Origin of the sequence: Thermococcus sp. ES12 (assembly GCF_012027515.1) — an archaeon.
Classification (GTDB): domain Archaea; phylum Methanobacteriota_B; class Thermococci; order Thermococcales; family Thermococcaceae; genus Thermococcus; species Thermococcus barossii.
This window is the reverse complement of sequence record NZ_SNUP01000030.1, coordinates 1-517: the sequence shown is the minus strand read 5'-3', so window position 1 is coordinate 517 and position 517 is coordinate 1. Positions and strand designations below refer to the sequence as shown.

Below are 517 nucleotides of genomic sequence, written 5' to 3'. Positions count from 1 at the left end.
CAGCAGGTACAAAAAAGGCGGAATAGCTTAAATATCTGTCATACATCGGTATAGGTTTTACAATTTTGTTGTATGCCAATGAAATTATGAAAATGTAAATGAGCGTTGGAAGGAGTAAGCTAAAAAACAGGTGAGGCCTCAGGTCATAGGTCGTTCTTAGATTCCGATATATCAGGCGTCTCATTTTTAATCACCTTAAGATATGCCTCTTCTAAGTTGGCTGAGTTGGTTTTCCTAATTAGAGACTTTGGAGAGTCAATTGTTAATATTCGTCCCTTATTTATAATTGCGATTCTGTCGCATAGTCTTTCTGCTTCCCACATATTGTGAGTTGTAAAGAATACGGGGATTTTCATATTCCTTATAACTTCGATGACCTTATACCTCGATTCAACATCTAAGCCAACTGTAGGCTCATCAAGAAACAATAACGTTGGTTTATGTACTAATTCCCTGGCTATTTGGAGTCTTCTTCTTTGTCCAATTGATAGTTCAATAGCTTTTTTGTTTGGCTTTA

1 protein-coding gene is annotated in these 517 nt (G+C 36.4%); it reads right to left on the bottom strand.

All coding sequences use genetic code 11. The features are described from left to right. Nucleotides 1–143 precede the first annotated feature (143 nt). A partial coding sequence (locus tag E3E37_RS10845; protein WP_167717356.1) for an ATP-binding cassette domain-containing protein occupies nucleotides 144–517 on the bottom strand: 374 nt, incomplete at its 5' end.